Source organism: Streptomyces sp. NPDC005496 (genome assembly GCF_042872045.1).
GTDB lineage: Bacteria > Actinomycetota > Actinomycetes > Streptomycetales > Streptomycetaceae > Streptomyces.
Genome location: NZ_JBIAJQ010000012.1, coordinates 127092 through 151171, shown reverse-complemented (window position 1 = coordinate 151171; position 24080 = coordinate 127092). Strand labels below are relative to the sequence as shown.

The following is a 24080-nucleotide window of genomic DNA, read 5'->3' as shown; positions in this document are numbered from 1 at the left end:
GCCGTGCCGGAAGGGATGAGAGCCGACTATCGTTACCGTCATGGTCTCCCAGCCTTCGGTACAACCCACCGTCTTCCAGGCGCCGTTCCGTGAGCAGTTCGAGGCGTTTCTCGATGAGCATCGGTCCGCGCTGCACGACTGCCTGAACGGGCTGACCGAGGAGCAGGCCCGCAGGTCGCTGGTCGCGTCCAAGACCACCCTCCTGGGGCTGGTCAAGCACGCCACGTTCGTGGAGAAGGTCTGGTTCGACGAGGCGATCACCTGCCGGTCTCGTGCCGAGATCGGCATCCCCGGTTCTCCCGACGAGTCGTTCGAACTGCACGAGGACGACACGATCGCGTCAGTCCAACACGCTTACGAGCAGACCTGCGCAGCCTCCCGTCGAGCGACGGCGGAGCTGACGCTCGACGACCTGCTCCTCGGAAACCGCCGCGGCCCCCTGCCGCTGCGCTGGGTCTACCTGCACACACTGCGTGAACTGGCGCAGCACTGCGGCCACGCCGACATCCTGCGGGAGCAGATCCTCAACAGCGCGGCCGCCGAAGGCTGAACGCATCCCGGTCCCGCGTGCGGCAAGCCACCGGCGTCCGGCAGGTGCCACGTCGCGCGCGGCTATTCCGGCGGTGAGCAGTCGATGTCGGCGACGGCCGCGGTCGCCGTGGGCGTCTCTGCGGGCGTCGGCGCGGCGCCATCGTCGAGTCCACGCCCGATGTGGATGCGCAACAGCCCCTCGATGCCCCGGATCAGGGTCTCTCCCGCCTGGGCGGGGTCGCCGAGGTAGCCGGCGCTCATCGCGCCGTCGCGGAGCATCACGTAGTGCCGTCCGGCATGCTCGGGGGGTGCGTCCGAGGCTCGTGCGAACAGTTCCGTAATGGTCTGCAGGTACCAGTCCCGGTGCTGCACGACGGCCCGGTGGACCGGGTGGTCGGGCGCGGGAAATTCCGCCGCCGCGTTGAGGAAGGCACAACCGCGGTAGCCGGGCGAGCGGATCTGCTCGACCAGGGACGCGCCGATGCCCTGCAGGATCTCCACGGCTGACAGGTTCGCCGCCATCAGGGAGTCGATCTGCGTGCGGATCACCTGGTCGACGCTTTCGATGTAGGCGACGGCCAGGTCCTCTTTGCTGGGGAAGTGGCGGTAGAAAGTCGCGTTGGTGACCTTGGCCTCGGCCACGAGGCGGTCGACGCCCACCGTGTGGATGCCCTCCGCGTAGAAGAGCTGCCCCGCGGTCTTCAGGAGCCTCTCTCGGGCGGCGGACACCCTCTTGCCGGTGCCGGCTTCCGTCTGCGTCATACCCCCGAGGTTAGCAGGTAGAACGCTCTCTCTTGTTTTGCGGTCGGGACTGTGCCAGGCTGCAAACAAGAAAGAGCGTTCTACCCCCCTCGGTCTTCCGCCCATCCTGAGGGAGAAGTCTCAGATCGAGCCGCCCCGGGCCAGAGGGCCTGCACGCTCAGCCGCGCCTCGGCCATCGGCTGACCGAACCCGGTCAGCCGAACCCGCTCCCCCTCCCAAGCACGTACTCACCACGCACACACTGGAGAACCCCATGGCATCCGTCGCCTCCCCCGAGCGCACCGGCACCGGCACCGCCCTCAGCAGGCTCTACCTCATCCGTTTCGTCTTCGCCGCCGCGTGGGCCGCGTTGCTGCTGTTGCTGGGCTCGGATCTCTCCACCGGTGCCAAGCTGCTGCTGTTCCTGTATCCCGCCTTCGACGTCGTGGCCGCCGTCGTCGACCGCCGGTCGGCGCACGCCGCCGGACCGGTCAAGGCCCTTTACGCCAACATGGCCGTCAGCGCGATCGCCGCCGTCGGCATCGCCATCGCCACCACCTCCGGCATCGCCGGCGTACTGCGCGTGTGGGGCGCGTGGGCGATCGTCTCCGGCCTGGTCCAGCTCCTCGTGGGGGTCGCCCGCAGGTCGATGGGCGGTCAGTGGCCGATGATCCTCAGCGGCGGCATCTCCGTCCTGGCCGGCGCCTCCTTTTTCCGGAGCGCCACGCAGGAGGACCCGTCGCTGACCGCGCTCGCCGGCTACGCGGTGCTGGGCGGGATCTTCTTCCTGGTCTCAGCGATCCGTCTTTTCCGCTCGACCTCCGAGCGCTGACCAGCGCCCGTCAGGACGCGCGACGATCCGCACAACAGCCGGCAGGTCCGCGGCTCGGCGGGCGGCCGGCGGTTGTGGGCGAGTACCGGGATCTGAGGTCACTCGCCCACAACCACGCCTTCAAGCGCCGGACCGCTCGCGGCGGTCTCCCGCCGGGGTTCCCCCGGGACCTCTCCCGTCACTTGCGCCAGAACAGGTGGTGCGTCATTCCGCTCGGGCTGGGGACGACGTCCATGTGGAACCGGTCCAGCAAGTCCTCGGGCGAGTCCCAGAGGCGCAGCCCGGGCCCCAGCTTCAGCGGTGAGACGGCCACGTGCAGGGTGTCGACGAGGTCGGCGTCGAGGAACTCCCGCACCGTGCTCACACCGCCGCCGAGCCGGACGTCCTTGCCCTCGGCGGCCTCCCTTGCCTGCGCGAGAACGGTGGCGGGGTCGCCGTCCACGAAATGGAACGTGGTGTCGGAGAGGGTGAACGAGGGTCGCTTGTGGTGGGTCAGGACGAACACCGGTGTGTGGAAGGGCGGCTCGTCCCCCCACCAGCCGCGCCACTCGTAGTCGCTCCACGGGCCACGCTGGGGTCCGAACTTGTTGCGGCCCATGATCTCGGCCCCGATGTTGTGACTGAAGTCCCGGGTGAAGTAGTCGTCGAGGCCCCGGCTTCCTCCCGGCTCGCTCCGATTGGGCCAGCTCGCCGTCGCCCCGGCCCAGGCGAAGAGCTCGCGCGGATCGATGTGATGGCCGAAAGGCCGCTCCAGGCTCTGGTCCTCGCCGGCGGCTACGCCGTCGCTCGAGACGGTGAAATTCTGTACGCGCAGCAGCTGATTCATGTGTTCCCTCATCGGTCGCTTCCTCGTAGGGCGATGCGTCCTACGTCAGGATGTCGAACGGGACGAGCCTGGATCGACAGCGGCGCCGAAGTTCTTGCGAAGAGTGCCCGGTACGGCGGTTCACCTGCGTCGTTCGGCGGTATCGCGGCGCCGACGGGACGGGACGGGGTGAGTCGTCCGGAGGCGCGAAGCCGGCGTTGGGCCGCTCCCCGCCAGCGGGCGGGATGCCGACCGTCTGGACAACGACGCCCCAGTCGTCATCGCTGTGCGGACGGCCGGCATCCCGCCCGGTGAGGTCCGAGCAGCCCAGCTCCTGTGCGCGTCGACGCGGTGGCTCACATCGCGTACACCGCTGCCGCATCGGCGCACCGGGCTGGGCCACCGCACGGACCGGCTCCCACCGCACGACCGGCGTACCCGCGCGTTACCTCACTCGACGCGGACCTCTCAGGTGCCCAGAGCCGCGAGCACCATGGACCGTGCCTCTTCCTGGACCAGGCGCAGGTGGTCCGCCCCGTGGAAGGACTCCGCGTAGATCTTGTAGGTGTCCTCGGTGCCCGAAGGCCGGGCGGCGAACCAGGCGTTGTCGGTGACGACCTTGATCCCGCCGAGAGCGGCGCCGTTGCCCGGGGCCTCGGTCAGCACGGTCGTGATCGGCTCGTCGGCGAGGGTGTCGGCGGTGACCTGGCGCGGGGACAGCTTGGCGAGGAGTGCCTTCTCCTCCCGGGAGGCCGGGGCGTCGATGCGCTCGTAGGCGGGGGCGCCGAAGCGTTCGGTGAGCTGCGCGTAGTGCTGCGAGGGCGTCTTGCCGGTGACCGCGGTGATCTCGGAGGCGAGCAGCGCCAAGAGAATGCCGTCCTTGTCGGTGGTCCACACCGAGCCGTCACGGCGCAGGAAGGACGCGCCGGCCGATTCCTCGCCGCCGAATCCGAGCGTCCCGTCGAACAGTCCGTCCACGAACCACTTGAATCCGACCGGGACCTCCACCAGCTGTCGGCCGACGTCCGCGGCAACCCTGTCGATCATGCTGGACGACACCAGTGTCTTGCCGATCCCCGCGCCCACGGGCCACTGCTCCCGGTGCTTGAACAGGTACGCGATCGCCACGGCGAGGTAGTGGTTGGGGTTCATCAGTCCCCCGTCCGGTGTGACGATGCCGTGCCGGTCGGCGTCGGCGTCGTTGCCGGTGGCGATGTCGAACCGGTCGCGCTGCTCAATGAGCGAGGCCATGGCGTACGGCGAGGAGCAGTCCATGCGGATCTTGCCGTCCCAGTCCAGCGTCATGAAGCGCCAGGTGGGATCGGTGAGCGGGTTCACCACCGTCAGGTCGAGCCGGTGCTCCTCGGCGATGCGCCCCCAGTAGGCGACCGAGGCGCCACCCAGCGGATCGGCGCCGATCCGGACACCGGCGGCACGGATCGCGTCCAGGTCCAGCACGTTCGGCAGGTCGGCCACGTAGTCGCCGAGGAAGTCGTGGCGGCCGGTGCCGGATGCGGCCAGGGCGCGGGCGTAGGGAATGCGCCGTACGTCCTTGAGCCCGGCGGCGATGATCTCGTTGGCGCGGTCCTGGATCCAGGACGTCGCTTCGGAGCCGGCCGGACCGCCGCTGGGCGGGTTGTACTTGAAGCCACCGTCGGCGGGCGGGTTGTGCGAGGGGGTGACCACGACGCCGTCGGCGAGGCCGGACGTGCGGTCCCGGTTGTGGGTGAGGATCGCGTGCGAGACCGCGGGGGTGGGCGTGTAGCCGTCCGCCTGGTCGATGAGGACGCTCACGTCGTTGGCCGCGAACACCTCCAGCGCCGTGATCCGGGCGGGCTCGGACAGGGCGTGAGTGTCGGCGCCGAGGAAAAGGGGGCCTGTGGTGCCCTGGTCGGCGCGGTACTCGCAGATGGCCTGGCTGACGGCCGCGATGTGGTCCTCGTTGAATGCCGTGCCGAGGGAGGATCCGCGGTGTCCCGAGGTGCCGAACGCCACGCGCTGCCCGGGATCGGCCGGGTCGGGATGCAGCGCGTAGTACGCCGTGACGAGGCGGGCCACGTCGATGATGTCCCCGGGGCCGGCGACCTGCCCTGCTCGCGCGTCCTGCATGTATCCGCTCCTCCGCATGGTCAGTCTTGAGGCTTCGACCATTCTTCCCTGGCCGGCGCACTTGCACCCGCATCGAATGGCCGTTGCCGGACGTCCGACGGACTCTGCGCCACCGGTCCGCCCGTGACGGTCACCTGCATCGATGACACCCCGGCCGGCCCGTACGTGCCCTGCGAGCGCCCCCGTTCCCCACTTCCCTCAGGACGCTGGGACGCGGGTTCGCGCCCAAATGGACAGTTCCGGCAGGTTGGGAAAGCATTGATGCCAGGTTCGATCGTCTCAGCAGAATCTTGTGCCCTGGCCGAGTCCAGGCATGCGTCGCCGCCCGGTGCCCACCCACGAGCCGGGCAGTCGCGCACGCCTCGGACCAGGGAGTTCCAGGGCGACCACCCTGCTCGATGCCATCAGACGGGCGGCGACATGAACACGTTCTCTCCAGGGTTCCACGGGCGGACTCACCGCTTCGAAGGGCGCCTTCCTCCCGGCCAGTACCCGACGGAGGACTTTCCCGTCCTTTCCGCCGGACCCACCCCGCGCGTCTCGACCGACAACTGGGAGTTCTCGATCACCGCCGAGGACGGGACGGCCGTCCGTTGGACGTGGGAGCAGATGATGGCCCTGCCCCAGGAAGAGCCGACGGTCGACATCCACTGCGTCACCCGGTGGTCGAAGTTCGACACCCGTTGGCAGGGAGTCCCGCTCGACGCGCTCCTGGACGCTGTCGAGACCTCCGGGGAGTTCGCCATGGTGGAGAGCTACGGCGGATACACCACCAATCTCCCGCTCGAGGATCTGCAGGACGGGAAGGCCTGGCTCGTCCACTCCTTCGACGGATACCCGCTCTCACCGGAGCACGGAGGTCCGGCCCGTCTGCTGATCCCCCACCTCTACCTGTGGAAGTCCGCGAAATGGGTCAAGGGGATTCGCATGATGCCGCAGGACGACCCCGGGTTCTGGGAGTCCGCCGGCTACCACAACCACGGCGACCCCTGGCGCGAAGAACGCAGCTGGACCGACTGACCGTGACAGGCACCTGGAGGCCGGCCCGTCTGGTCGCACGGCATGCGCAGACCACGACCGCCCGCACCCTCGTCCTGGACACGCCGAACTGGCCCGGGCACCTCCCGGGCCAGCACATCGACGTCCGCCTCACCGGCGAGGACGGATACCAGGCCGTCCGCAGCTACTCCCTGGCCGGTCCGCCCACGGACGACCGGCTGGAACTGGGCATCCAGCCGGCGCCGCACGGCGAGGTCTCCCCCTACCTCGCCGACGACCTGCCCCTCGGCGCCCAGGTGGAGATCACCGGACCGCTGGGCGGCTGGTTCGTGTGGCGGCCCGGCGATGCCGCAGCCGTGCTGCTCGTCGCGGGCGGCTCGGGGATCGTGCCCCTCATGGCCATGGTCCGCGCCCATCAGGCCGCCAAGTCCACCACGCCGTTCCACCTCGTGTACTCCGTACGCAGCCCCGAACAAGCCTGGTACCAGAAGGAACTGGCCTCCGGCAGCGGCCCACTGACCGTGAACGTCCTGTACTCCCGTCACGCGCCGTCGGGCAACGGCCGGCCGGCAGGCCGCATCCGAGCCGATGACCTACCGGCTCCCGCCCGGCCCGACCTCGCCCCCGGGCCTCAGTGCTTCGTCTGTGGTCCCACTCCCTTCGTGGAACACGTCAGTGATGTGCTCGTCGCCAAGGGCCACCTGCCCGGCCACATCCGCACCGAGAGATTCGGCTGACCCCATCCCCCCGGACCTGGAGGCCTCATGTCTGTCCCCACCTACCGCGACGGCAACAGCCTCGCCGGACCCTTCGCCGACATCCTGGCGCTCGAACCCACCACCGCCTGGCGCCGGTGCCCCCAGTGCCGTCTGGTGTCACCGATGGCAGAGCTCCGCGTGTACGGCACCGAACCCGGGCTGACCGGCCGCTGCCCCGGCTGCGACGGCATCGCCGTACGTCTGGTACGTCAACCCGAGCACGTCTGGCTCCAACTGGGCAGCCCCCAGGCGGCGTTCCGCTTCGATCTGCCTGCCTGACGGCTGATCGAACCGACCAGCGTCCACGTTCTGGCCACGGCGTCGAACGTGGCACGAAACGGCCACTCACGGCGCGCAGCAGGCGGAGGCTCACCGGCCGCGTCGTCCGCTTCTCCGGCGCCCCGTGCCCAACCGGCTTGCGGCGCCGTCTACTTGACGACGAAGTCGGCCGCCTTCGTGTTCAAGGTCTGGGTGCCGTCCTTCGCGGTGGCCAGGACGGCGACGTGCCAGACGCCGCGCGGGGACGACTTGGCCTCCGACGTGGTGGCCTTGGTGGTGTAGGTGCAGTGCACGGTGTCCTTTACCGAGGGCTTGCAGACGGCCTGCTCGGCGGAAGCCATGTCCTTGACCGTCAGCTTGTCCTTGGCGAAGGACGAGTCCTGCGGCCAGGCCAGCACCTTCACGCTCTTCACGCCGGAGGACACCTTGACGTCGGTGCCGAAGGTCAGCGAGCCGTCCCGGTCACCGTCGGGAGCCGTGTAGGTGGCCGTGCTGTGCGCCAGCGACGGGGGCTGCTCCCCGGCGTAGGCGAGAGCGAAGGCACCGGCTCCGCCAAGGACGACGACACCGGCGGTCACGCACAGAGCAATACGTCGGGACATGAGGATCTCCGTAACTGTTTCAGCTGGATCGGATGGGCGCCTCTGGGCCGCGCCGCTGCACCGATACTCGCCGGGCGAGGTCCTGCCGGGCATCGGGGCACGTACTCAGCTCGGCCTGAGTACGCCCGCCGCAGTCAGCAACTCGTCGGCGAGACCACGCCGTTGGGGGCGTCGGCAACAGGCCCGTATGTGCGGCCGGCACCCCAGGGGCGCCGCCCGCTACATGGACGTCGGCCGAAGCCATCGCGCGGCTGCCGGACGGGGTCCCGCATGCCCCGCCCGGTCGCGATCTCCCCACCCGGCCTGTCAGCCGACTGGCGCCGCGCTCGCCTCGCCTGTCGCAGCTCGCACGGCCGTCGCGGCCGGTGTACGGGCCGACCGCGGGACGGCGCCGCGATCGCGTTCATTGGGACACTGCCACCCACAACTACAGAGACGAGGCGCTATACCCGCCCGGCCGTCCAGGTGTCATGCTGCTGCATTGCCGAGCGGAAGGACGAGTGGATGACCAGCAGCAGACAACCCCTGAACGCAGTGGAGTTCGGACGGTACGTCACCCGACGGGCGCGCGGGGCGGGCTACGACCTCACCACCGCAGCCGGCCGGACCAAGCTCGCCAAGGAGACCGGCATGCCGGAACGCGACGTCACCGCGATCGCGGAAGGCAGATTCAAGGCTCCGGCCGACCCATGGAAGACGCTCGCCGAGAAGCTGGGCGAACAGCACAAGGATCTGCTCCGCATAGCGGGCATCCTGAAACCGGGCAGTCGGCCGGCAAAGAAGACCTCGAGGGACACCGCACTCGACCTGGGCATCACCTCGCCGAAGAACGTGGCCATATTCGAGGCCCTGGTGACCGCGCTTCTCAACGCCGAGAAGTAGCGCGTCACGCCCTGTACAGCGATGCGCGGGCGTGTCAGGCGCTCGTCCGGTGTCCGCCCTCGGACGGGGGCGCCGGACTCGTCAGGGCAGCCTCCCGCTCGCCCTCGGCGACGACCGGGGTCCCCTTGCCTCCGGGGTGCCGCACGGCGATGAGGAAAGCGATACCGAGGGCGATGGCCATGCCGTAGAAAACCCATTGGTTGGCCTCGGCGAAGTCCATGCGGACGCTCGGCATCGCCTCGCGCGCGGCGGTGGCGGCGGGCCCGGTGCCGGTGGGCCGGCGGTCGTCGCCGTTGCCCGTCACGGCCTCCGCGATGTCCTTCGCGACCCCGTTCGCGGTGCCCGACGGAATTCCCCGGGACGTCAGCGTCGACACGACGTTCTCCGTCGTCCGGTGGGTGAGAATCGTGCCGAGGACGGCCAGGCCCACGCTCGCCGCGTAATTGCGCACGGTCTGCGTGATACCGGTGACCTCACCGTACGAGGCTCCGATGGCCCGGTTGACGGCGTCGGTGGAGGCGGGAGCCAGGATGAAGCCGATGCCGGCGCCGGCGAGGGCCACGTAGGGCCACTGGTCGTGCATCGACAGGTCTGTCAGCTTGTTGGCCCACAGGGCGAACCCGACGGCGCCGACGATGGTGCCGATCTTCATAGGCCCCCGGGCTCCCTGCTTGTCCAGCATGCGGCCGCCCCACTGTGAGGCGATCGCGAAGCCGGCGAAGAAGTACAGGAGGTAGAGCGCGGCCTGGTTGGGGGAGGCGCTGAGCGAGACCTGGGCGTAGACCGAGGCGAAGAAGAAGACCGGGACGAAGGCCAGCATGGCGAAGAACAGCACCAGCGCGTCCACGGTGAACGCCTTGTCACGGAACACCGTCAGGTTGACCAGCGGGTGCCGCCTGCCCCGTTCATAGCGCCAGAACAGGACGAGCACCGCCAGACCGCCCACGATGCAGGCCCAGGTCGCCGCGCTGTCCCAGCCCCAGATGGCGGCCTGCTGGAAACCGAGCACGCTCACCCCCATGCCGACCGCGATGAGGACGGCGCCGACTCCGTCCAGCGACTCGTCACGCCGCCGGTCCGGGATACGCGCCATCATCGTCAGGACGAGGGCCACGATCGCGACGGGCACGTTCACCCAGAAGATCGCCCGCCAGGTCCAGGACGTGAGCCAGCCGCCCAACAGCGGTCCGATGGCCGTCAGTGCTCCGGACAGGCCGAAGAACAGCGCCAGGGCCCGGCCGCGCCGCTCCACCGGGAAGACCGCCACCACCACGGCCAGGGCCGCCGGGAACAGGAGTGCCGCTCCCAGCCCCTGCGTCGCCCGGAAGATGATCAGCCAGGTCTGCGCGAAGTCCCCCTTGGGGACACAGCCGCAGAGGACGGACGAGATCACGAAGACCAAGGTGCCGATGACGACGACCCGGCGTGGCCCGAAGAGGTCCGCCAGGCGGCCGCCCAGGGCGAAGAACGCCGCCAGCGACAGCAGGTAGGCGTTCACGACCCACTGCATGCCCGACGCCGACAGGCCCAGCTCGTGCACGATGTCCGGGGCCGCGACGGAGACGATCGTCTGATCGATGAACGTCATCGACACCGCGAAGAGCATGGCCGCGAGAGCCAGCGTCTGGTTCGGGGTCCTGGGCGCCGGTTCAGCGGCCGCGCCCCGCATCGCATGAGTGCCTGTCACCCGAACATTCTCAGTCGGTTCCCTGGACGTCGCATCCCAGGACGATCACCGAGCCCCGGACCGCTCGGGCTGCCCTGCCGGCCCTACCACAGCCGCTCCCGTCGGCGTACATCCTCTCGATAGGCACGTGGCGTCCGACGCCGTGAAGCACACTGAGAGCTGCCGCGCCAACGGCGGGACTGCCCGGCGTCATGCCGAGCCCTGGGTCCCGCCGTCACCAGCCTCGCCGCATCCCTGGGGGGATCATGAGCAACCCGTACGGCCCGTCCGGCCCCATACCGCCCTCAACTCCGCCGAACCGCCCCGACACCCGACCGCTGCGCAAGCGCAAGCGGGTGTGGGCATCCGGCGCCGGTCTGCTGCTGCTCGGCGGCATGTTCGGTGCGGCCGGCGAGAACCCGGACACGGCAAACGCCGCCGCGAGACCCAGAGCCACCGTCACCGCCACCCGGTCGGTGACCGCAGCACCCGAACCCGCCGTCACCGTGACCAGGACGGCCAAGGCGAAGCCCGGTCCGACCGTGACCGTCACCAAGACGTCACGCCCCGCGAACAGCACGAATGACGACTCGGCATCAGCGACCAACAGCGGAGGGAGCAGCGCCAGAAAGACAGGCACGTGCTCGATCACGTCGAACTCCGGAAACTGTTATCAGGCGGGGCAGTACTGCCGGAACACCGACCACGGCGCGACCACCACGAACGCCTCCGGCGCCGAGATCACATGCCGCTACCGATCGGGCGCCTGGCGCTGGTCCTACTGATACCGCCCGGCGAGTCCGAGGAATCTCAACAGCGAGTGCGACAAGCGGACTTGACAGACGGCGGGACTCGCTCGTGCGTTTCCCGCCTTCCGTCAGCGAGACCGCCACGCAGCATGACGGAGCCGTGCACTCAGGGCTTCCAGCGCGGCAGCACCACGAATAGCGCCGCTAATTGCGGATCTGAGGATGCGATGCACCGTGCCTGCCGACCGGCTGATTGCGCATCGAGCCCGCAGGGGCAGGTGCGAACCATGGCAGCGGCTCACGCTCGCCGCCCGCAAACGGCAGACACCGTCGGCGCGACGGCCAGGCCACGGCTCTGGACTCTCGGCTCCGCCCCTCAATGAGAACGAGCAACAGGCGGTGTGCGGGCGAAGTACCCCTGTGGCCGGAGGGGGCGTGGCGGTCGGTGACGCCAACTCATTGTGCGGCTCTGGGAGAGCAACCCAAGAGCGCAAGCGGCGGCGTCCATGTGAAGTCCCTTACCACGCACAGCAGTTACGACGTGCTCTGCATCCGGGCCGGCCCGGCCCCGCGTCTCGGCGGCGGTCGGCCGCCCGGCTCAGCTGAACCAGCCCGCGTCAGTGCCGGGCGAGCCACTCGTCGAACGTCGTCGGCCCGATCCGTGCCCCGTCGCCGGGCAGAAGTACATTCCCTGCCATCTCCGGACCGAGCACGGACGACCATGTCGGTACCAGCTTGACCGGGTGACCGATCACCTCGTTCGTACGCCTGGCCATGTCCACCAGATCCTGCGGTTCCGGGCCGGCGAGGTCGCGGTAGCGTCCCTGCGGGCCGCCCACCGCGACCTCCGCGAGTACGTCGGCGACATCCTCGGGTGCGATCGGCTGGACGAGCAGCGGCGGGATCGTGGCGACGCCGTCCTGCTCCGTCCACATCGTCACCTTCGAGGCGAAGTCGTAGAACTGTGTCGCCGGGACGATCGTCCACGGCACCGGCCCGTCGGACACGAGTCGTTCCTGCTCCCGTTTGCCTGCGTAGTGGGCGTTGCCCGCGACCCGGTCGGCTCCGACGATGGTGAGCAGCACGTGGTGACGTACGCCCGCACGCTCCTCGGCGGCCAGAAGGTTGCGGGTGGTGGTACCGAAGTAGGTGATAGCCGCGTCCCGGTCCGTGCCCTCGTAGCTGGTCACGTCCACGACGGCAGCGACTTCGCTCAGGGCGGCGTCAAGGCCCTCAGCCGTGGTCAGGTCCACGCTGAGTGAACGGCTGATACCCACGACTTCGTGCCCGGCGCCGCGCAGTGCGGCGACGATAAGAGTCCCGATGTTTCCGGTCGCACCGGCGACAGCGATTCTCACAGCGGTTCCACCTCTCCGAGTCAACATCGCACTTCATGGCTTGCCCGTTGTGGGCCAACTGCGCACCGCGACGCGCCCCGCCGGAGCACCGCGTCTAACCTGAGGCCGTGGGGCCGGAACCCCGAGCCCGGCCCCACACCCAGCTCACGCGCTGCGGCGCGACCTCTTCGCCGGAGCCTTCTTCGCAGCCGTCTTCTTGGCGGGCGCCTTCGTCGTCTTCTTGGCCGCGGCCTTCTTCGCGGGCATCTCGTGCACGGTGGCGTCCTCGCCCTCGCCCCGGGCTTCCTTGGCTTTGCTGACGGAGGCCTGCAGTGCTGCCATCAGGTCCATGACCTTGCCGGCGGGCTCCTTCTCCTCGGGCAGCTGCGGAGGCGCCTTGCCCTCCACCTTCGCCTCGATGACCTGCTCCAGCGCCTCGCGGTACTCGTCATGGAACTCGCTGATGTCCCGCTCACCGATGACGTCCATCAGCGCCACCGCCTCGCGCAGCTCCCGCTCGGAGATCTCCACCGGCTTCGGTGCCAGTTCCTGCGGCGAGCGGACCTCGTCCGGCCAGTACATCGTCTGCAGGGCGATCACCCCGTCGCCCACCACGCGCAGCTGCCCGAGCCGCTCGCGGCCGTGCCACGCCATCTTGATGATCGCGACCTTGTCCGTCCGCTCCAGGGCCTTGCTCAACAGCTTGTACGGTTTGGCGGCGACCTGGCCGTCGTACTGGAGGTAGTAGCTGTCCCCCAGGCGCACGGCGTCGATACGTTCCGCGGGGACGAAGGCCACCACGTCGATCGCCTTCGCGGTGGGCAGCGGCATCTCCCGCAGTTCCTCGTCCGCGACGGGGACGATCGTGTCCTTGGTGAGCTCGTAGCCCTTGCCGATCTCGTCCTCGGTCAGCACCTGTCCGTCCAGCTCGCAGACCTTGCGGTAGCGCACCCGGGACAGGTCCTCCAGGTGGATCTGGCGGAACGAGATCGAATGGTTCTCGGCCACGCTGATCACCTTGACGGGAATGGTCACCAGCCCGAACGAGATCGCACCGGACCACACAGGACGGGGCATGCCGAACCTCCATGACGAGCCCTGAGAACACCGACTGCAGGGCCTCAGATCCGGGTGGCCGAATGTCGCGCCGGGTCGGCCACCGTGTGGCCACTTGGCCATGTGCCTGGGACGCGCGCGAGGGTGAGTCACTCGTTCCGGTGCCGCCAGGTCCGAGCGCTTCCCCGCACTCCCTCACCGTAGAGCGCCGGGCCTGCGGGCGCGCGTCTTGGCCGTACGGGGGTGACGTACGGACCTGTTCGATGCGGCGTGAGCCGCCGCTGTCCGGGCGGCGACCTCTTCGACCCGTGTACGGCGTATCACCACCATCGGCGCACCGCACGACGGTCTCCGCCTGAGCGAGCGGATCACGCGCGGTTAGGTGTAGAGAGGAGTCATGTCGCCGGGTTTCGACGGGTTTCGTCGGCCGATGCGGGCGGGGCGGGCGCTGGTCGCCATCCCGATCGCGTGGATCGTCGTGGTGTCCGTGATCGACGTTCTCGCGCCGCCCGACGTCCACCTGGGTCCCCTGCTCGTCGCCGCCCCGGCGATCACGCCCTCTTTCGGCGGGCCCCGAACGGTGGGGCTGGTGGCAGCGCTGGCGGTGATCGCCCAGACGATCATCGGGGTGCTGCGCGATCCCGACGAGTTGCTCTCCGCCAATCACCAGGCGCAGGTCATGGCCTTGGTGCTGGTGGGGGTGAGCCTCGTCCTCTTCTGCGTGGTGCGCGAGCGTCGCGCGGCAGAGCTGACACAGGTCCGGTACGTGTCCGAGACCGCCCAGCGTGTGGTTCTGCCTCCGCTGCCCGGCCGGATCGGTCCGCTGCGCGCCGCCTCGCTCTACCTCGCGGCGGAGGCCGAGGCCCGGATCGGCGGTGACCTCTACGCGGCGGCGCGCACCACGTCCGGCACCCGGCTGATCGTCGGTGACGTGCGGGGCAAGGGGATGACGGCGGTCAGTGACGCCGCACTGCTGCTCGGGGCGTTCCGCGTCGCGGCGCACCGCGAGGCGAGCCTGGGCGAGCTGGTGGCCTATCTCGACCGAAGCGTGTGCTGGGAGCTGATGGAGCCGGGCGAGGCGGGCACCTACGGGGAAACGTTCATCACCGCCACCGTCCTCGACATCCCCGACCGCGACGGCCACGTTCGAATGGTGTCGTGCGGGCACCCTCCGCCCATCGTCCTCCGCGAGGGCCGGCCGATGACGATGAACGCCCGTCATCCGGCGCCTCCGCTAGGGCTGGGCGAACTGACGATCCCCAGCTACCACGTGGACAGCTTCCCGTTCGCCCCAGGAGACCTGCTGTTGCTGTACACGGATGGCGTCACCGAGGCCCGCGACTCCGCAGGCACCTTCTACCCGCTCGCCGACCGCCTGACAGGCTGGACCGGGAGCGATCCCGACGCCTTTCTCGGCCGCTTCCGCCGTGACCTGCTGCGTCACGTGGGCGGACACCTGGATGACGACGCCGCCATGATCGCCATTGAGCGCCCGGCCGCGTAGGGGTGCTGCGGAAAGCCAAGCGTTTCAGCCCCGCTTCAACGAGGCCGTGTACGGACTCCTTCAGCTGCGGGCCGCGTTCAGGAGGTCAACTCGACCGTGCGTGACCGGTCCGGGGAAGGGCGCAGGACGCCGGCCGCCGCAGCGGCGGTCGCGCACAACAGCGTGAGCAGCAGGAAGGTGTGATTGAGCGCCGTGACATGGGTCAACCAGCCGATGACGGCGGGGCCCGCGAGCATGCCGATGTAGCCGAGGCCCGCGACCCGGGACACGTTGGTGCCCGCGGCCGCGGGGTCGGCGTGGCCCGCGGCGCTGAACAGTTGCGGGATACAGCCGGACAGGCCGAGTCCGAACAGCGCCCAGCCGGTCAGCGCGGCCCAGATCCAGGGCGAAAGAGCCACTGCGGTGATGCCGACGGCGGCCAGAGCCGCGCCGTAGCGAAGGACGGCGACCGGCCCGAAGCGCGCGGCCGTCCGGTCCGCCAGGAGCCTGCCCGCAGTCATGGCGGCCGCGTAGGTCCCATAGGCGAAGGCCGCGGTGCTCTCCGGTGCGTCCAGGACGGTCTTGAGGTGCAGGACGCTCCAGTCGTTGGCGGCTCCCTCGCACAGCATGACCAGCAGGGCCAGGACGGCCAGCAGCCAGATCCGGGAGGCGACGGCGCGCTTCTCCCCCGCGGGCCGACGCTCGGCGTCGTCGGCGGGGTCGGTCGGGGCAGCGGGCAGAAGCGCGCGGGCCGAGGCCAACGCGATGATGACGCCGATGCCCGCAGCGGTGCCCAGTGTCGTGGCCGGGCCCCAGCCGATCCCGACGGCAGCGGCGCCGGCGAGCGCGGCCAGGACGCCGCCGACGGAGAACGTGGCGTGGAAAGCCGACATGACCGGCCGCTCGTACGCCTTCTCCACCTGTACGGCGTGGGCGTTCATGCTGACGTCGAGTGTGCCGTTCCCAAACCCGAAGACCAGCAGGGCGGCCCCGAGGGTCCATGGCTGGTGCGCGAGCGCCGGCAGCACCAGGGTCGCGCTGCACAGCACTCCGGCCAGGGGGACGACGGCGCGCGCGCCGAGCCGGTCGGACAGACGGCCGCCGACCTGCATGCCGGCGAACGCCCCAGCCCCCAGCAGCACCAGGAACCCCCCTAGAGCCGCGTGGCCGATGCCCACGCGCTCTTCGATGGCCGGGATCTGCACCACCCACATGCCCAGCAACATGCCGTTGAGTACGAAGTAAACAAATGTCACAACGCGGGATGCGCGCAGCGCTCGTTCCATGCGCCCACCATAACGAACATCTACGCTGTTTGAAAGTGCCCACTTCGAACATTGCGCTTGTTCGTTTCGAGTGGTGTTGAATCTCGGTATGAGTACCGTGCAGCGTCACCGACTGATCACCCAGGCCGTCCAGGAGGCGGGCACGGCCACGGTCACCGAGCTGGCCGCCCTGACGCGCGCTTCGGAGATGACCATCCGGCGAGATCTCGACCAGCTGGCGGCCCAAGGCGTGCTCGAACGGTTCCGCGGTGGCGCCCGCGCCCTCCTTCTCCGAGGCGACGAGCCCCCCTTCGCGCTGCGCGCTCACGAGGCCGTCGACGCCAAGCGCCGGATCGCGGCAGAGGTGGCGTCACTGATCACCGACGGCGAGACCGTCCTCCTCGACAGCGGCACGACCTGCCTCGAAGTCGCCCGCCTGCTGCACGGGCGGCAGGTCACCGTGATGCCGCTGTCACTGCAGGCCATCCACCTGCTGAGTGACGCCCCCGAACCGACCTCGCTCCTGGTACCCGGCGGCCGGCCCCGCCCCGGCGAGGGAACCCTCACCGGCCCCCTCACCCTCGCCTCCCTCTCGGCGCTGCGCTTCGACACCGCCGTCCTCGGCTGCTGCGGCCTGAGTGCCGGGGACGGCATGACCGCGTACGACCTCGACGAGGCCGCCGTGAAGAAGGCGGCCATCACCTCGTCCCGCCGCGTCATCGCCGCCGCCGACGGCAGCAAACTCGGCCGCATCGCCCACGCGCACGTCGGCTCCTCGACCCTGGTCCACACCCTCGTCACCGACACCACAGCACCCTCCGACGAGGCCGCCGCACTCGAGGAAGCCGGCACCACTCTGAAAATCGCGTGATCCGGCGTTCCGCGGACTGAGGTTCCACGCAGGGTGCCGGGGAAACAGCACGTGCAGCGTTCCCTCGACTACCGCGTCATCTTCCTGACCTCTATGCCGCTGTGCCTGCGCGGGTCGGGGGCGCAGCGCGACATACGAACATCCAGAAGGACCCGGAGGGGTATCGGCGGCCGCCGCGCTTCCCTCAGGGGACGACACGTGGGGCCTTCTGAGGGTGATCGGGCTTAGGTGTCCCGCCCTGGGACGTTGGCAACGCGCGCTGGGTGCTTGAACAACTGAGGGCCTTCTGGGTTCGGTGTGGATTGCAACATCTACATCGACGCTCAGAAGGCCCTCGTATCCCACCGTATGCCCCGCTGACTCCAACCAGCAGGCTGCATCCGGCCCATCGTCGTGCGCTCACTCAGGGCAGGCGTGGGCGTCGCCGAAGTGACGGAGGTCGACTGAGCGTGTCGTCGCTGCTGACGTCGCAACCTCTCGGGACAGCCGCTTAAATTACTTGCTCAAGCAAGCAGTGCTATACTTGCTGAAGCAAGTACATTTTGGATGGGTTCGACGAGAGGTTCAGCCGTCCCGCGTCCACCGGCATCACCGCAACAATCGGAGGTACTGACATGAAGCGTCTAGAGGGTCGCACTGCGCTGGTCACAGGTTCGACGAGCGGAATCGGTCGCGGTGTCGCGGAAGCGATGGCCCGCGAGGGTGCCATCGTCGTCGTGACCGGCCTTGGCTCTGAGCAGGGTACTGAGATCGTCGACGGGATCGTCAGGGAGGGTGGCCTCGCCCACTTCGTCGAGGCCGACCTCTCTGCGGGGGCCTCCGAGATCCGCCGCCTCGCCAGGGAGGCGACGGCCCTGGCGGGTCGACCCATCGACGTCCTGGTCAACAACGCGGCCTTTCTCGTGCCGCCCCACCCCATGACGGAGTCGACCGAGGAACAGATCGACCAGGTGCTGGAGGTCAACATCAAGGCCCCGTACCTTCTGACGGCGGCCCTGGTGCCCGCCATGGTGCAGCACGGCAGGGGCTCGGTGATCAACATGGGCTCCATCGGCGGCGTAGAGGGGATCAAGTTCACCTCGCTGTACGGCGCCAGCAAGGCGGCCCTGCACTCGCTGACAAGGTCGTGGGCCGCGGAATTGGCCGCCGACGGTGTGCGGGTGAACACGGTCGCCCCCGGACCCACCCTCACCGAGGGCAACGAAGACCTCCGTCCCCTCCTGGAGAAGCTCGCGGAGGACAACCCTGACAGGCGTACGGGCAGCGTGCAGGACACTGCTGCGGCTGTGATCTTCCTGGCCAGTGATGACGCGTCGCACATTCACGGTGTACTCCTCCCCGTGGACGGCGGGGCTCTCGCGATCTGAGGGCGGCCACCGTTCGACGTCCGCGTCGGTGATCTTCCTCGATCGCGGGCTGGGTGGCTCGTCGGACAAGCCACCCAGCCCGCGATCGAGGAAGCTGCGCGACCAGGCGGGGACCGTGTCCGCAGTGACCGGGAGCCGGCGCGACACCTCCATGATCGAATACCCATCGGCGCACTCCAGCACAATGGGCCAGCGCCTGAGCCGTCGTGCGACGACATACTCAGCGCTTGAGGACGGCCCGGCTGACCATCGGTCGCCAACAGCGGTGAAATCTCGGACCCGGACGACTCATCCGAACCAACGATGAATCTTCGGCTCAGGTCACTAGTGCTCTGACCGCGTAGGTTCGCCGGGTTGGCGGTAATGTCCACGGATGAACCAGCTCCCGTGCACTTCGGAAGCCCTCGTTGTGCGCACCGACTTCTCGACAGACGGTGCTTGGGAGGCTGTGCGGGAGGCGCTGTGCTCGCCCAGTGAGGACGGGTTCTTGCCCAACGTCGCACTCATCGATGACCGGCAGTACGAGGGCTTGACACCTGACCAGGTTCTCGATCTGGTCCCTGCTGACTATCAGCACCCACTTGTGGTCCTGGCGGACCCTGTCACCGTCGCGTCGACTGAATGGCCGCTCCTTGTGGCGGACCTGCGGGCTGAGCGTCGGCCTTGGGTCCGCGTTGTAGCAGCCGAGTTGTGGAGCATCGAGAACAACCTCGCGGGCGCGAACATGGACTTCGATGAGTTCGCCGACGCCGTCGACGACGACGGCGTGTTTCGAGGGTTTTGAGTCACTGAGCGCCAGGCGGTGTCAGGCTGCGGCTGCGTGGGGGCGTCCGCCCCAGCGGATGCCTTTCTCGCTGCGGATGCGGGCGCGTTCCTTGCGTTGGGCGGCGAGTACGTCGGGGTGGCGGGCGTTGGCGTTGCGCCAGCGCAGGTAGCGGTGCAGTGTTTGGGTTTGTGCTGGGTGGATGCGGTGGTGGGAGTTAGCCAGGGTGAACTGCCGCAGCGGACCGAAGTGGGCCTCGATCGGATTGACCCAGGAGGCGTAGGTCGGCGTGAAGCACAGCTCGACCTGGCTAGGTGAGTTCTTTCCGCATCACCGTGCAGATCGTCTCGTAGCGGCGCAGCGAGCCATCGGGGCCCTCCTGGTCCCACGAGTCTGGCCGGCGGTCGTACGCGACATATCCCAGACGTTCGTAGAGCGCACGTGCGCGGGGATTACTCTCCTCCACCGCGAGCTCCGCCTGCCGCAAACCCCGGCTCCTGATCCGCAGTTCCGCGGCTCCGATGAGGAGCGTGCCGATCCCGCACGACTGCAGTGCGGGGTGGACCGCGAGTTGCCACAGCGTGCCGACGCCGTCCTTGACCTGGTAGTCGATGCCGCCCTTCGCCACCGGGAGGTCGGTCGCCGGGCAGACCGCGAGGTAGTCGACCTCGCCAAGCCGAGCACGTTCCAACTGCTCGGCGACGCGGGCCAAGTGGTGCTCGGAGCCGGCCCATCCGCACGACGCCAGGTCCGCCTCCACCAAGTCACGGACCGACAGCCGCAACACGACGCTGCTCATCTCGGGCACCTCCGGTGAGCCAGCTTCCCCGCCGGTCAGAGGCAGCGCAACGCCATTTCCCCGGCCCGCCGTTCTGGGTCACCCGTCACTATGAGCGGACCCGCTCAGAACGGCCCAGAGTTCTGCCGCGCGGCGTTCGCCGCGGCCACGCCCTGAGCGAGTCCCTGCTCCGCCGCGGCGCCCTGCTGTGCTCCCCGCTCCCCCGACCCGCCCCTGCGGCGCAGAATGACCAAGCACGCGGCAGCCGCGGCCACGAGTACGGCCACAGCGCAGACAATGAAGATCACGAATACTCCGTCCGTCCGAAGGAGCCGTCCAGTGGCACCTCGTCCACCTGCATCATCTCCTGCCGACCGCCCGGGCGATAGCCCGTTGTGCAGCGAGTACGCCGACGCCACCGACGTGAGGGTGGCCTCTGCAACGGGAGCTGGGGGGCGGATGGGCCGGGGACGTTCACTGCGCAGGGCTTCCTGTGTCTGGATGGTGGCTGTCGTCGTCGCGACCTCGGGATGCACGAACGGTGCGCAGGACTCGCCCGGCGACGGCATGGCGCCCACGGCACGGACGTATCTGTCGAAGGCACTGGGCATCATGGAGAAGCACTCCCTCAACCGGCACAAGCTCGACTGGGCCGTCATCCGGAGCAAAGCCTTCAGGCGCGCCAGTGCGGCGCAGAAGCCGTCGGACACCTACCCGGCGATCAGGTCTGCTCTGGCGGCTCTCGGCGACCATCACAGCACCTTCTGGGACCCCGAACAGGCCGACGAGGTCCTGGGGACACCGACGACCACGTTCGACGATCTGGAGGGCCGTTCCCTCAAGAACGGCATCGCGTACATCTCCCTGCCGGGAGTGGACGGTTCCAGGGAAACGCACGACGCGTACGTACGGCAGGGCCGGAAGGCCGTCGCCGAAGCCGACGGCGACGGGGCCTGCGGCTGGGTGGTGGACCTCCGGCGGGAGACCGGTGGCGGTATATGGCCGGTACTGGCCGTGGCCGGCCCGATCCTCGGTGACGGCACCGTGGGCATGTCCGTCGACGCGGACGGCAACAAATCCGTGTGGTCGATCAGGAACGGCGCCCCGTACGAGGACGGCAAGTCGGCCGGCTGGAGCGCCGGCCGCTCCCTCTCGACGAGCAGGCCGCCGGTAGCCGTGCTCACCGGCCGGCAGACGCGCAGTGCGGGAGAGGCGGTCACGGTGGCCTTCCGGGGCCGCCCTGACACCCGCTCCTTCGGCGAACCGACCGCGGGCGTCCCGACGGGAAACGCCGCGTACCGACTCCCGGACGGCGCCAGACTGATACTCACGGGAGCCAAGGACGCCGACCGCACCGGCCGCACCTACGACGAGCCGATCCCACCGGACGAGGAGGTCATCAAGGACCCCCGGCCGGTGGCCCGCCGCCAGGACGCGGTGCTGGACGCGGCCCAAAGGTGGCTGCTCAAGCAGGCTCCGTGCCGCAGGCCGTGAGCAGCCGTCCGGTTCACGAAGTTGCGGCCGACACCGGGACTTGATGCGAGCGGCCGAGAGCTGCCGCCACGGGTGCCGGTCCGGCGACCTGCCGTCGTACGGCCGGGCTCACCCTCGTCTGAACCCGTGGCTCCGCTCGACCTTCGCCACGTGCAGGGTGTAGCTCTCGTACCACTCGGCTCGTCCGCGTTGTTGCGCTGCACGGTGCTCGGCGTCGCTCCGCCACTGTGTGAGGGCGTCGGCGTCGCGGAAGTACCCGACGGTGATGCCGAGCCCGCCGGGAGTCTGCGCGTGGTCCATCCCCAGGAACCCGGGGACGTCCTTCACCAGTTCTTCCATGCGCGCGTTGGTCTCGCCGTAGCCGCTCTGGTCCTGGGTCCGCACCGTAGTGAACACCGCGACGTAGTAGGGGGGTTCGTATGCCTCGACGGGTGCGACAGGGGCTTCCCGGTGATCGCTCATGACGTCACCGTAAGGCGGTCGCGCCGTACGATCCACCTTCTTTACCGGACGGGAGACGTGAGGGATCGGACTCTTGACCAAACCCGTCCACCCTCCCCGCGGCTTCCGAGCAAGCCCGCGAACCGGCTCCTCAGGAAGCGGAGGGAGGATCGCACGAACGCCCGTGACTACGGCGGCTGTTGGGGCAGCCGTCATCCCTTCACGAGGCGAAGCCGACGTTGGTCACGTACTCGTACTGGCCCCACTGCGAGCCGAGGGTCGACCTCCTGCGTTGCCTGGGCGAGCAGCGCGTCGATGGCGTCGAAGCCGGTCATCGCTCACCGCCGGCCTGTGCGGCTGCGGGCCCGGTCGCCCTGGCCCGGCGGCGGGCATGCCGGCGTTGCGCGGGCATCGACTCGGCGGCGCGGGTGGGACCGGCCAGGAGATCCAACGCGTCGATGCCGTAATGCGCGGCCACCGCCTCGCAGTCCGCCAGGCTCCAGGATGCGGCGCCGGACTGACGACGGCTCAACTGCCTCTGCGTGACGCCCAGAACGGCGGCAAGGTCGGACTGCGACTCCCCCGACGCATGCAGCAAAGCGGCCACAGCGGACCTCACCCGGTCATCGAGGCTCATGCCCATGGCGCCGTCTCTACCGCGTGAACCCATCCTCTATGCGTCACGAACATGACCGCGCGCCGAGAGCTCCCGGTCGCGCACAGGCTCCATGTACACGCTGACAGCTTTCCCCTCGTAATGCTTCGGCGGTAACGGACCATGCGTCCCGGGTAGACAGCGCGAGGTGAAATGTCTTCGGCCATGACCTGAAGGCTCCCCTTGCGGAACGTTCAACTGCTGTGCAACGCAGGCGTGCGAGGCTCGCGGCCGGCTTCCGTCCCTCGCAACCTGAGCCCCGCCTCACCTGCCCCGACCATGGTGCGGCCGCGCCCACACCCTGCGACGCCATGCCCGTTTTCGGCCCCACGAAGGAACGCAGCGAAGAGCCGAGGTGCCCGGTTTTGGGCGCATTGAACGGTCATAAGCGATCACCTTAGGTGGCTGGATTGTCACCCAGTGATACCAATCACAAGCAGTAGGGCAACTGTTTACCACCGTAGGGCTGAGGTAGATGGGTTCAGCAGTCACTGATTGGTCATTGCAGGATTAATGCTTCAAAAGGGGAATCCATGCCGAATGGAATACTTCGCGTCGCCGGGCACGTGCCGTCCCGTGTCGTGGACAACCAGCGGATCGGCGCCTGGGCGGGGACCAGCGAGGAGTGGATCGAGGAGCGTACCGGGGTCCGTGAACGGCGGTACGCGGAGCAGGACGCGGCCACGTCCGACCTTGCCGCGGCCGCCGCGACCCGGTTACTGACACCTCCGCACGAGGCTCCGTACGAGCCGAGCGAGATCGACGCGCTGATCGTGGCGACCACGACTCCCGACCAACCCCAGCCCGCGACCGCCGTGTTCGTGCAGGCGCAGCTCGGCCTCGGCGGCGTACCGGCCTTCGACCTGAACGCCGTCTGCTCCGGCTTCCTGTACGCCCTGGACGTGGCCGACGCGATGCTGTGCGCCCACCGCGACTGGCGCAACGTTCTGGTGATCGGAGCGGACACCTACTCCACGATCATGGACCGGACGGATCGCAGGACGGTCAGCCTCTTCGGTGACGGCGCGGGCGCCGTCCTGGTGGGACGCGTCCCCGACGGTTACGGCATCCACGCCACTTCCCTGCTCGCGGACGGGACGACCACCGACCACGTCCGCGTCGAGGGCGGCGGATCCCGCAGGCCGGCTGCCACCGTCCAGGACCCGGGCGCCCATCACTTCCGGATGAACGGACGGGCCGTCAAGGACTGGGCCGTACAGCACGTGCCCAAGGCCGTGCACCAAGCGCTGGACCAGTCCGGCCTGCGTCTGGAGGACATCGACCGCGCGGTGTTCCACCAGGGCAACCTGCGACTGGTGCACACGCTCGCCGACGCGCTCGGCATCGACTCCCGCAAGGTCGCCGTCACCGCGGACCGCTACGGCAACACCGCCGCCGCGTCCATCCCGCTGACCCTGAGCGAGAGCCACCGCGCCGCACCGCTGGAGCGCGGCGAGCGCGTCCTGATGGCCTCCGTCGGCGGCGGCATGACGGCCGGAGCGTCCGTCATGACCTGGTACTGACGGCCCCACGGATCGAAGCCATCGCACGATGGCCACAGCCGGCAAGACAGCTCCACAGGCGGGTGACCCGCCGCACGACTCCCCCCACACACAG

24 protein-coding genes and 1 pseudogene are annotated in these 24080 nt (G+C 69.1%); 12 read left to right on the top strand and 13 right to left on the bottom strand.

Annotation, left to right across the window (positions count from 1 at the left end):
• Positions 1-40: 40 nt before the first annotated feature.
• Complete coding sequence (locus ACFYQQ_RS31885; RefSeq protein ID WP_355785043.1) at positions 41-550, top strand: DinB family protein; 510 nt, start codon at positions 41-43, stop codon at positions 548-550.
• A gap of 62 nt (positions 551-612) precedes the next feature.
• Here ACFYQQ_RS31885 and ACFYQQ_RS31880 read toward each other — a convergent pair whose 3' ends face one another.
• Positions 613-1293: a TetR/AcrR family transcriptional regulator gene (locus ACFYQQ_RS31880; RefSeq protein ID WP_355785045.1), complete on the bottom strand. Its 681-nt coding sequence runs from the start codon at positions 1291-1293 to the stop codon at positions 613-615.
• 253 nt (positions 1294-1546) lie between these two features.
• Here ACFYQQ_RS31880 and ACFYQQ_RS31875 point away from each other — a divergent pair, with 253 nt between their 5' ends.
• Complete coding sequence (locus ACFYQQ_RS31875; protein ID WP_355785048.1) at positions 1547-2104, top strand: hypothetical protein; 558 nt, start codon at positions 1547-1549, stop codon at positions 2102-2104.
• Positions 2105-2282: 178 nt separating this feature from the next.
• Here the strand turns inward: ACFYQQ_RS31875 and ACFYQQ_RS31870 are convergent, their stop codons facing one another.
• Positions 2283-2930, bottom strand: a complete 648-nt coding sequence (locus ACFYQQ_RS31870) for a dihydrofolate reductase family protein (RefSeq protein ID WP_355785060.1) — start codon at positions 2928-2930, stop codon at positions 2283-2285.
• 447 nt (positions 2931-3377) lie between these two features.
• Positions 3378-5018, bottom strand: a complete 1641-nt coding sequence (pgm, locus tag ACFYQQ_RS31865) for a phosphoglucomutase (alpha-D-glucose-1,6-bisphosphate-dependent) (protein WP_356240474.1) — start codon at positions 5016-5018, stop codon at positions 3378-3380.
• A gap of 420 nt (positions 5019-5438) precedes the next feature.
• On the opposite strand from pgm, the gene ACFYQQ_RS31860 reads away from it, so the two are divergent.
• From ACFYQQ_RS31860 to ACFYQQ_RS31850, 3 genes are read left to right on the top strand one after another with little or no spacing between them, the layout of a single operon-like run.
• Positions 5439-6038 carry a sulfite oxidase-like oxidoreductase gene (locus ACFYQQ_RS31860; protein WP_355791645.1) on the top strand — a complete coding sequence of 200 codons (600 nt, stop codon included), beginning with the start codon at positions 5439-5441 and terminating at the stop codon, positions 6036-6038.
• A gap of 2 nt (positions 6039-6040) precedes the next feature.
• Positions 6041-6754 (top strand): ferredoxin reductase, encoded by a 714-nt coding sequence (locus ACFYQQ_RS31855; protein ID WP_355791648.1) that lies wholly within the window; start codon positions 6041-6043, stop codon positions 6752-6754.
• Between the two features lie 27 nt (positions 6755-6781).
• The gene (locus tag ACFYQQ_RS31850) at positions 6782-7054 is read left to right on the top strand and encodes a DUF6510 family protein (protein WP_355791651.1); all 273 of its coding nucleotides are present in this window, start codon (positions 6782-6784) and stop codon (positions 7052-7054) included.
• Between the two features lie 149 nt (positions 7055-7203).
• Here the strand turns inward: ACFYQQ_RS31850 and ACFYQQ_RS31845 are convergent, their stop codons facing one another.
• A complete protein-coding gene (locus tag ACFYQQ_RS31845; RefSeq protein ID WP_355791653.1) occupies positions 7204-7656 on the bottom strand; it encodes a DUF5707 domain-containing protein in 453 nt (150 codons plus the stop codon).
• Between the two features lie 504 nt (positions 7657-8160).
• Between ACFYQQ_RS31845 and ACFYQQ_RS31840 the strand changes: the two genes are divergently transcribed.
• Positions 8161-8538, top strand: a complete 378-nt coding sequence (locus ACFYQQ_RS31840) for a hypothetical protein (protein WP_355791655.1) — start codon at positions 8161-8163, stop codon at positions 8536-8538.
• Between the two features lie 34 nt (positions 8539-8572).
• On the opposite strand, the gene ACFYQQ_RS31835 is transcribed toward ACFYQQ_RS31840, so the two are convergent.
• The 4 genes from ACFYQQ_RS31835 to ACFYQQ_RS31820 all read right to left on the bottom strand — a co-directional run bounded on the left by ACFYQQ_RS31835 (position 8573) and on the right by ACFYQQ_RS31820 (position 13367).
• Positions 8573-10207, bottom strand: coding sequence for an MFS transporter (locus ACFYQQ_RS31835; protein ID WP_356240861.1), 1635 nt, complete (start codon positions 10205-10207; stop codon positions 8573-8575).
• Between the two features lie 232 nt (positions 10208-10439).
• Positions 10440-10856: a hypothetical protein gene (locus ACFYQQ_RS31830; RefSeq protein ID WP_355783851.1), complete on the bottom strand. Its 417-nt coding sequence runs from the start codon at positions 10854-10856 to the stop codon at positions 10440-10442.
• A gap of 714 nt (positions 10857-11570) precedes the next feature.
• A complete protein-coding gene (locus ACFYQQ_RS31825) occupies positions 11571-12338 on the bottom strand; it encodes an SDR family oxidoreductase (protein WP_388906099.1) in 768 nt (255 codons plus the stop codon).
• A gap of 117 nt (positions 12339-12455) precedes the next feature.
• Positions 12456-13367, bottom strand: a complete 912-nt coding sequence (locus ACFYQQ_RS31820; protein WP_355783857.1) for a Ku protein — start codon at positions 13365-13367, stop codon at positions 12456-12458.
• A 376-nt stretch (positions 13368-13743) separates the two neighbouring features.
• On the opposite strand from ACFYQQ_RS31820, the gene ACFYQQ_RS31815 reads away from it, so the two are divergent.
• Positions 13744-14850 (top strand): PP2C family protein-serine/threonine phosphatase, encoded by a 1107-nt coding sequence (locus ACFYQQ_RS31815; protein ID WP_355783860.1) that lies wholly within the window; start codon positions 13744-13746, stop codon positions 14848-14850.
• 77 nt (positions 14851-14927) lie between these two features.
• Here the strand turns inward: ACFYQQ_RS31815 and ACFYQQ_RS31810 are convergent, their stop codons facing one another.
• Complete coding sequence (locus tag ACFYQQ_RS31810) at positions 14928-16115, bottom strand: MFS transporter (RefSeq protein WP_355783863.1); 1188 nt, start codon at positions 16113-16115, stop codon at positions 14928-14930.
• 88 nt (positions 16116-16203) lie between these two features.
• Between ACFYQQ_RS31810 and ACFYQQ_RS31805 the strand changes: the two genes are divergently transcribed.
• The 3 genes from ACFYQQ_RS31805 to ACFYQQ_RS31795 all read left to right on the top strand — a co-directional run bounded on the left by ACFYQQ_RS31805 (position 16204) and on the right by ACFYQQ_RS31795 (position 19116).
• The gene (locus ACFYQQ_RS31805; protein WP_355783866.1) at positions 16204-16965 is read left to right on the top strand and encodes a DeoR/GlpR family DNA-binding transcription regulator; all 762 of its coding nucleotides are present in this window, start codon (positions 16204-16206) and stop codon (positions 16963-16965) included.
• A 542-nt stretch (positions 16966-17507) separates the two neighbouring features.
• A complete protein-coding gene (locus ACFYQQ_RS31800) occupies positions 17508-18332 on the top strand; it encodes an SDR family oxidoreductase (RefSeq protein WP_355783869.1) in 825 nt (274 codons plus the stop codon).
• A 373-nt stretch (positions 18333-18705) separates the two neighbouring features.
• A complete protein-coding gene (locus ACFYQQ_RS31795; protein ID WP_356240477.1) occupies positions 18706-19116 on the top strand; it encodes a DUF6924 domain-containing protein in 411 nt (136 codons plus the stop codon).
• Between the two features lie 21 nt (positions 19117-19137).
• On the opposite strand, the pseudogene ACFYQQ_RS31790 reads toward ACFYQQ_RS31795, so the two are convergent.
• Both ACFYQQ_RS31790 and ACFYQQ_RS31785 read right to left on the bottom strand, forming a co-directional pair.
• Positions 19138-19407 (bottom strand): annotated as a pseudogene (locus ACFYQQ_RS31790) (IS630 family transposase); the annotation flags it as partial.
• Positions 19406-19894: an N-acetyltransferase gene (locus tag ACFYQQ_RS31785; RefSeq protein ID WP_356240480.1), complete on the bottom strand. Its 489-nt coding sequence runs from the start codon at positions 19892-19894 to the stop codon at positions 19406-19408. The gene ACFYQQ_RS31785 and the pseudogene ACFYQQ_RS31790, both read right to left, overlap by 2 nt.
• Positions 19895-20440: 546 nt before the next feature.
• Between ACFYQQ_RS31785 and ACFYQQ_RS31780 the strand changes: the two genes are divergently transcribed.
• Entirely contained in the window at positions 20441-21367 is a 927-nt protein-coding gene (locus tag ACFYQQ_RS31780) for a S41 family peptidase (RefSeq protein WP_388906236.1), read from the top strand.
• A gap of 108 nt (positions 21368-21475) precedes the next feature.
• Here ACFYQQ_RS31780 and ACFYQQ_RS31775 read toward each other — a convergent pair whose 3' ends face one another.
• Positions 21476-21829 carry an antibiotic biosynthesis monooxygenase gene (locus tag ACFYQQ_RS31775; RefSeq protein WP_355794402.1) on the bottom strand — a complete coding sequence of 118 codons (354 nt, stop codon included), beginning with the start codon at positions 21827-21829 and terminating at the stop codon, positions 21476-21478.
• Positions 21830-22139: 310 nt separating this feature from the next.
• Positions 22140-22451: a helix-turn-helix domain-containing protein gene (locus ACFYQQ_RS31770; protein WP_388906092.1), complete on the bottom strand. Its 312-nt coding sequence runs from the start codon at positions 22449-22451 to the stop codon at positions 22140-22142.
• Positions 22452-22996: 545 nt separating this feature from the next.
• On the opposite strand from ACFYQQ_RS31770, the gene ACFYQQ_RS31765 reads away from it, so the two are divergent.
• Entirely contained in the window at positions 22997-23986 is a 990-nt protein-coding gene (locus tag ACFYQQ_RS31765) for a ketoacyl-ACP synthase III (RefSeq protein ID WP_356173610.1), read from the top strand.
• Positions 23987-24080 lie beyond the last annotated feature (94 nt).